Origin of the sequence: Aeromonas simiae (genome assembly GCF_000820125.1) — a bacterium.
Lineage (GTDB): Bacteria > Pseudomonadota > Gammaproteobacteria > Enterobacterales > Aeromonadaceae > Aeromonas > Aeromonas simiae.
Map to the genome: position 1 here is coordinate 24,400 of NZ_CDBY01000009.1, position 6,624 is coordinate 31,023.

A 6,624-nucleotide genomic window follows, 5' to 3' on the forward strand; every position below is an offset into this window, starting at 1 on the left:
CTGGCACACTGGCTGCCCCCCCACCAGCGGCCGCCACACATGAACCCGAAACGCCCCCGCGACCTGCGCGAACTCTGTTATCCCTTCATTTATGAGACCAAGTGGCAGTGTGACTACGAGATCGCCACCGACGAGCTCTGCTCCCAGGTGGGGGTGGTGATGGCGCAGCTGCCGACCGGCTTTGACGAGGTGCAGGCCGATCTCGACCGGCTGCAACGGCTCATCTACAACCTCAATGGTTCGGTGCGCGGACGGCTCGGCATTTTCGAGGGCGATCTGACGTGGCTCAAGGGGCGTTACGATCACTACAACGCCGCCACCCACGGCCGGGTCACCGGCTTCGTGCTGCCACGCGGCCCCATGCCGGGGCCCACCCTGCACCTGTGCCGCTGCGGCGCCAAGAAGGTGGTACGCCTGCTGGTGCGGCTCGAGGAGAACGGGGTGAGCTGGGATCCAATCCTGGGGCGGTTTGCCAACCTGCTGGCCAACTTCTTCTTCGTGCTGACGGTATACGTCAAGGCGGGGATGGGGGTCGATGAGGTGGAGTACGTCAGCATCAACTACTGACCATGAAAAAGCCCGCCTTAATGGCGGGCTTTGACTGAGCGACGAATGATCAGTTCCGGCTGTACCGTCACCGATTCAACCGACAGCTCCTTGTTGCGGATGCGGCTCATCAGCTGCTTCACCGCCAGCTGGCCAAGCTCGGCCTTGGGGTGACGGATGGTGGTGAGCGGCGGGCTGGCGAAACGGGCCATCTGCACGTCGTCATACCCCACGACCGAGATATCGTCCGGCACCTTGACCCCGGCTTCCCAGGCGGCGCAGATGGCGCCGATGGCCATCGGATCGTCGAAGGCAAACACGGCGGTCGGGCGCGGGTTCATGGCTAGGATCTGCTGCATCCGGTCAAAACCGCTCTGACTCTCATAGTCCCCCTCGAAGAGGTGGCTATCGGCCAGGGTCAGTCCGTGCTCACCGAGCGCATCACGCACCCCATCGAGGCGCTGCTGGGTGGTCTGCTTGTCGAGCTGGCCCGTGATGCAGGCGATGTCGGTGTGACCCTGCTCGAGCAGGTAGCGGGTTGCCATACGCGCACCGGAGCGGGCGTTATCGTTGATGACGTTGGCAAAATCGCACTCGGTACCCCAGTCGAGCACCACCTGCGGCACATTCTTGTGACTGCGCAACATCTCGCGCAGGGTGTTGTCGATGTCGGTCCCCAGCACCAACAGGCCGTCGACCCGCTTCTCCATCAGCATCTTCAGATAGTGACGCTGACGCGGCGGCTGGTTTTCGGTATTGCAGAGGATCAGGCTGTAGCCCTGCTCGAAGCAATAGGCTTCCACCCCCTGCACCACCTCGGCAAAGAAGGGGTTGGCACTGGTCGTGACCAGCATGCCAATGGTCTTGGTCGAATTGACCTTGAGGCTGCGCGCCACCGAATTCGGTGCGTAGTTCAGTTCTGCCACCGCCTCAAGCACCTTCTGGGTTGCGTCTTCGCTGACCCGGCGAGTGTGATTGAGCACATGTGAGACGGTGGAGATGGATACGCCGGCTCTGGCTGCGACATCCTTGATTGTGGCCATCTCTGTCTCCTGTCTGTCAAAGGCGGAACAGTAGCAGATTTCCTACATAAAGGCTTGAAATTCGGCGTATCTGCTACGCATTTTTTGCAAGTTGCCAATCTAGTCCGAGGCCCGGATTTGCGCAAACAGATTTTGGGCAAAATGGGAGCATTATCAGACCAAAATCCGGCCGTTTTTTATCTGGTATCGCCCACCCCGCACCGCATTAACATTTAATTAATATGAACCTAGACAGGTTAATCATTAAAAATAATCAAAAAACACAGTGTTTAACTCCAAATAATAGTGCAGTAATCAAGCGGTCACAGCATCTTGAACCACTTGTGAGACGGGCCGTAGGAGTGATAGAACATGGGACATGTCCGACCTGCGAGGATGTCGGCCGGACCCGAAATAATCCACTGATTAAAGGAATAATCGATGAATAATTGGAGCAAATCAGCCATTCGCGCCGCCATTTCTCTGGCCCTGTTTGGCGCATCCTCTTATGCCATGGCTGCCGACACCATCAAGATCGGCATCGCCGGCCCGGTTACCGGCGCCGTAGCCCAGTACGGCGACATGGAGTTCACCGGCGGCCGGATGGCGGTCGAGCAGATCAATAAGGCCGGCGGCATCGATGGCAAGCAGATCGAGGCGGTCATCTATGACGATGCCTGCGATCCCAAGCAGGCCGTGGCCATCGCCAACAAGGTGGTCAATGACGGCGTCAAGTTCGTGGTCGGCCACCTCTGCTCCGACAACACCCTGCCGGCCTCCGACATCTATGAGGACGAGGGCATCCTGATGATCACCCCCGCCTCCACCAACCCCAAGATCACCGAGCGCGGTTATCAGCTGGTGCTGCGCACCATCGGCCTCGACAGTGACCAGGGCCCGACCGCGGCCAAGTACATCATCGAGACCGCCAAGCCGAAGAACGTGGCCGTCATCCATGACAAGAAGCAGTACGGTGAAGGGATCGCCTCCAGCGTCAAGGCGGCGCTCGACAAGGCCGGCGTCAAGGTGGTGGCCTATGAGGGGATCACCGCCGGCGACAAGGACTTCTCCGCTCTGATCGCCAAACTGCAAAAAGAGAACGTCGACTTCGTCTACTACGGTGGCTACCACCCTGAGCTTGGCCTGATCCTGCGCCAGGCTGCTGAGAAGGGGCTCAAAGCCAAGTTCATGGGGCCGGAAGGGGTAGGTAACAAGGACATCTCGGCCATCGCCGGTCAAGGTTCCGAAGGGCTGCTGGTCACCCTGCCGAAGAAGTATGACCTGGAGCCGGCCAACGCCAAGCTGGTCGAGGCCTTCAAAGCCAAGGGCCAGGACTCCTCCGGCCCGTTCGTCTGGACCACCTATGCCGCCGTGCAAGCGCTGGCCGCCGGTATCACCAAGGCGGGTGATGAAGATCCGGCCGCCGTGGCCGCGGCCCTCAAGGCGACGCCGGTCGAGACCGTGATGGGGCCGCTCAAGTGGGCCAAGAACGGGGATCTGGAAGGGTTCCAGTTCGGCATCTTCGAGTGGCACGCCGACGGCACCTCCACCCAGCTCAAATAAGCATCGACACGGGGGTGGCAACAGTCACCCCCTCTTTTAAGATCGGGCTCGTACAGGGAACGCAGTATGTCCGAACACCTTCTGTATTTTGTTCAGCAGTTGCTGAACGGCCTGACCATAGGCAGTACCTACGCGCTGATCGCCATCGGCTACACCATGGTTTACGGCATCATCGGCATGATCAACTTCGCCCACGGCGAGGTTTACATGATCGGCTCCTACGTCGCCTTCATGGTGATGGCCACCCTGATGATGATGGGCATCGACAGCACAGTGCTGCTGCTCGGCGCCGCCTTCCTCATCAGCATCATCATCACCGGCAGCTACGGCTGGACCATAGAGCGGGTCGCCTATCGTCCCTTGCGCGGTGGCAACCGGCTGATCCCCCTCATCTCTGCCATCGGCATGTCGATCTTCTTGCAAAACCTGGTGCGCATGGCGCAGGGGTCGCGTGACATCGCCATCCCCTCCCTCATCAGCGGCGGGATCGAGATTGGCAGCGATCACGGCTTCCAGGCCTCCCTCTCCTGGATGCAGCTCATCATCTTCGTGGTGACCTTCATCACCATGCTGGTGCTGACCCAGTTTATCGGTCGCTCGCGCATGGGCCGCGCCTGTCGCGCCTGTGCCGAAGACATCAAGATGGCGAACCTGCTCGGCATCGACACCAACGTGGTGATCGCCGTGACCTTCGTCATCGGCGCCACCCTGGCGGCCGTGGCCGGCGTGCTGCTCGGCATGTACTACGGCGTCATCAACCCCTACATCGGCTTCATGGCCGGCCTCAAGGCCTTCACCGCCGCCGTGCTGGGCGGGATCGGCAGCATCCCCGGCGCCGTGCTCGGTGGCCTGCTGCTCGGCGTGGTCGAGGCGATGACCGCCGGCTACCTCAGCACCGAGTACAAGGACGTGATGGCCTTCGCCCTGCTGATCGGCGTGCTGCTGTTCATGCCCACCGGCATTCTGGGTCGCCCGGAGGTCGAAAAGGTATGATGAAGCGTCAATTCACCCACGCCTGCGTCGCCACCCTGGTACTGCTGGTACTCTCCTTCTGGCTGCTCGGCTTCAGACTGCAAGCCGAGGGCACCACTCTGGTGGTGGCCAGCCGCCTCGAGGTCTCCCTAGGCTGGCTGCTCGGCGCTGCCGCCCTGGTGTTCGGCTTCCAGCTGTTTCGTAGCCAGATCCTCGGCCTGTTCAGACGCAGCCACGCCCATGTGCCGGTGTTTGTGTTGCCGAGCCAGGAAGAGGCGCCGCGCCTTTACAACGGCATGGCGGTGCTGGTGCTGGCCGGCGCCATCGCCTTCCCCTTCTTCGCCTCGCGCGGGGCGGTGGATCTAGCCACCCTCACCTTCATCTACATCATGCTGGGGCTCGGCCTCAACGTGGTGGTGGGGCTCGCCGGCCTGCTCGATCTCGGCTATGTCGGCTTCTACGCGGTCGGCGCCTACAGCTATGCCCTGCTCAACACCTACTTTGGCCTGAGCTTCTGGGAGTGCCTGCCGATCGCCGGCCTGATGGCCGCCACCTTCGGCTTCCTCCTCGGCTTCCCTGTGCTGCGGCTGCGCGGGGATTACCTGGCCATCGTCACCCTGGGCTTTGGCGAGATCATCCGCATCCTGCTCAACAACCTGACCAGCCTGACCGGCGGCCCGAACGGCATCTCGGGGATCCCCAAGCCGAGCCTGGGCGGGCTGGAGTTCAACCGCACCGTCAAGGACGGCGGCATCGGCACCTTCCACGAGTTTTTCGGCATCGCCTACAACGCCAACCACAAGGTGATCTTCCTCTACCTGATGGCGCTGGTGCTGGTGATCGTGACTCTGATTGTCATCAACCGCCTGCTGCGCATGCCGCTCGGCCGCGCCTGGGAGGCGCTGCGTGAAGATGAGATCGCCTGCAAGTCGCTCGGCCTCAACCCCACCATCATCAAGCTGACCGCCTTCACCATCGGCGCCGCCTTCGCCGGCTTTGCCGGCAGCTTCTTCGCGGCGCGCCAGGGCTTCATCAGCCCAGAGTCGTTCGTCTTCATCGAGTCGGCCATCGTGCTGGCCATCGTGGTGCTGGGCGGCATGGGCTCTCAAATTGGTGTCGTGCTGGCCGCCGTGGTGATGACGGTACTGCCGGAGCTGGCCCGTGAGTTCAACGAGTACCGCATGCTGATGTTCGGCCTCCTGATGGTCTTCATGATGATTTGGCGCCCGCAGGGGCTGCTGCCGATGACCCGTCCCCACCTGGAGCTGAAGAAATGAGCAAGCTGTTGGATGTCTCGAATCTCTCCATGCGCTTTGGCGGTCTGCTGGCGGTCAACGGCGTCAACCTGAGCGTGCGTGAGCGCGAGGTAGTCTCGGTGATCGGCCCCAACGGCGCCGGCAAGACCACCATCTTCAACTGCCTGACCGGCTTCTACCGCCCCAGCGGCGGGGTGATCCGCTACCGGGATGAGGAGATCCAGGGGCTGCCCGGCCACCTGATCGCCCGCAAGGGGGTGGTGCGCACCTTCCAGCACGTGCGGCTGTTCAAGGAGATGACGGCGGTAGAGAACCTGCTGGTCGCCCAGCATCGCCACCTCAACACCAACTTCGTCGCCGGCCTGTTCAAGACGCCGGGCTTTCGCCGCGCCGAGCGTGAGGCGCTCGAGCAGGCCGGCTTCTGGCTGGAGAAGGTGGGGCTCAAGGATCTGGCCAACCGCAGCGCCGGCAACCTAGCCTATGGCCAGCAGCGCCGCCTCGAGATCGCCCGCTGCATGGCGACCCGTCCCCAGCTGCTGATGCTCGACGAGCCGGCCGCCGGCCTCAACCCCAAGGAGACCGACGAGCTCAACGAGTTGATCGTCTCCCTGCGCGACGAGTTTGGTGTCTCTGTGCTGCTCATCGAGCACGACATGAAGCTGGTGATGGAGATCTCCAACCACATCTTCGTGGTCAACCAGGGCACCCCGCTGGCCGACGGCACCCCGCAGCAGGTGCGCGACAATCCGGCCGTGATCAAGGCCTATCTGGGCGAATCCTAAGGGAGTCAGGATGTTAGAACTTCGCAACGTATCGACCCACTACGGCAAGATCCAGGCGCTGCACGACGTGAGCGTCAAGGTAGAGCAGGGTGAGATCGTCACCCTGATCGGCGCCAACGGCGCCGGCAAGACCACCTTGCTGATGACACTGTGCGGCGACCCCACCCCGAGCAGCGGCAGCATCTGGTTCGAGGGGGAGGAGATCACCGCCCTCGGCTCGGCGCGCATCATGCGCAAAGACATCGCCGTCGTCCCCGAGGGGCGGCGCATCTTCGCCCGCCTGACGGTAGAGGAGAACCTGCTGATGGGGGCTTTCTTCGTCGACAAGCACGAGCACGCCGGGCTGCTGGATCAGGTGTTCACCCTGTTCCCGCGCCTGCACGAACGGCTGACCCAGCGCGCCGGCACCATGTCCGGCGGCGAGCAGCAGATGCTGGCCATCGGCCGCGCCCTGATGAGCAAGCCGCGCCTGCTGCTGCTCGA

Annotated in this window: 7 protein-coding genes; 6 read left to right on the forward strand and 1 reads right to left on the reverse strand. The window is 62.2% G+C overall.

Annotated features, from left to right (window positions below; genetic code table 11):
- Window positions 1–39: 39 nt before the first annotated feature.
- Window positions 40–567: an ATP:cob(I)alamin adenosyltransferase gene (locus tag BN1134_RS01755; RefSeq protein WP_042044909.1), complete on the forward strand. Its 528-nt coding sequence runs from the start codon at window positions 40–42 to the stop codon at window positions 565–567.
- A gap of 17 nt (window positions 568–584) precedes the next feature.
- Here BN1134_RS01755 and BN1134_RS01760 read toward each other — a convergent pair whose 3' ends face one another.
- Window positions 585–1,589, reverse strand: a complete 1,005-nt coding sequence (locus BN1134_RS01760) for a substrate-binding domain-containing protein (protein ID WP_042044910.1) — start codon at window positions 1,587–1,589, stop codon at window positions 585–587.
- Between the two features lie 420 nt (window positions 1,590–2,009).
- On the opposite strand from BN1134_RS01760, the gene BN1134_RS01765 reads away from it, so the two are divergent.
- The 5 genes from BN1134_RS01765 to BN1134_RS01785 form a co-directional block, all read left to right on the forward strand.
- Complete coding sequence (locus BN1134_RS01765) at window positions 2,010–3,131, forward strand: branched-chain amino acid ABC transporter substrate-binding protein (RefSeq protein WP_042044911.1); 1,122 nt, start codon at window positions 2,010–2,012, stop codon at window positions 3,129–3,131.
- A gap of 66 nt (window positions 3,132–3,197) precedes the next feature.
- Complete coding sequence (gene livH / locus BN1134_RS01770; RefSeq protein ID WP_042044912.1) at window positions 3,198–4,124, forward strand: high-affinity branched-chain amino acid ABC transporter permease LivH; 927 nt, start codon at window positions 3,198–3,200, stop codon at window positions 4,122–4,124.
- Window positions 4,124–5,380: a high-affinity branched-chain amino acid ABC transporter permease LivM gene (locus BN1134_RS01775; RefSeq protein WP_042044918.1), complete on the forward strand. Its 1,257-nt coding sequence runs from the start codon at window positions 4,124–4,126 to the stop codon at window positions 5,378–5,380. Before livH ends, BN1134_RS01775 begins: the two co-directional genes overlap by 1 nt.
- The gene (gene livG, locus BN1134_RS01780) at window positions 5,377–6,141 is read left to right on the forward strand and encodes a high-affinity branched-chain amino acid ABC transporter ATP-binding protein LivG (RefSeq protein WP_042044913.1); all 765 of its coding nucleotides are present in this window, start codon (window positions 5,377–5,379) and stop codon (window positions 6,139–6,141) included. Before BN1134_RS01775 ends, livG begins: the two co-directional genes overlap by 4 nt.
- Window positions 6,142–6,151: 10 nt before the next feature.
- Window positions 6,152–6,624 (forward strand): ABC transporter ATP-binding protein (locus tag BN1134_RS01785; protein WP_042044914.1); only part of this gene is annotated, 473 nt, incomplete at its 3' end.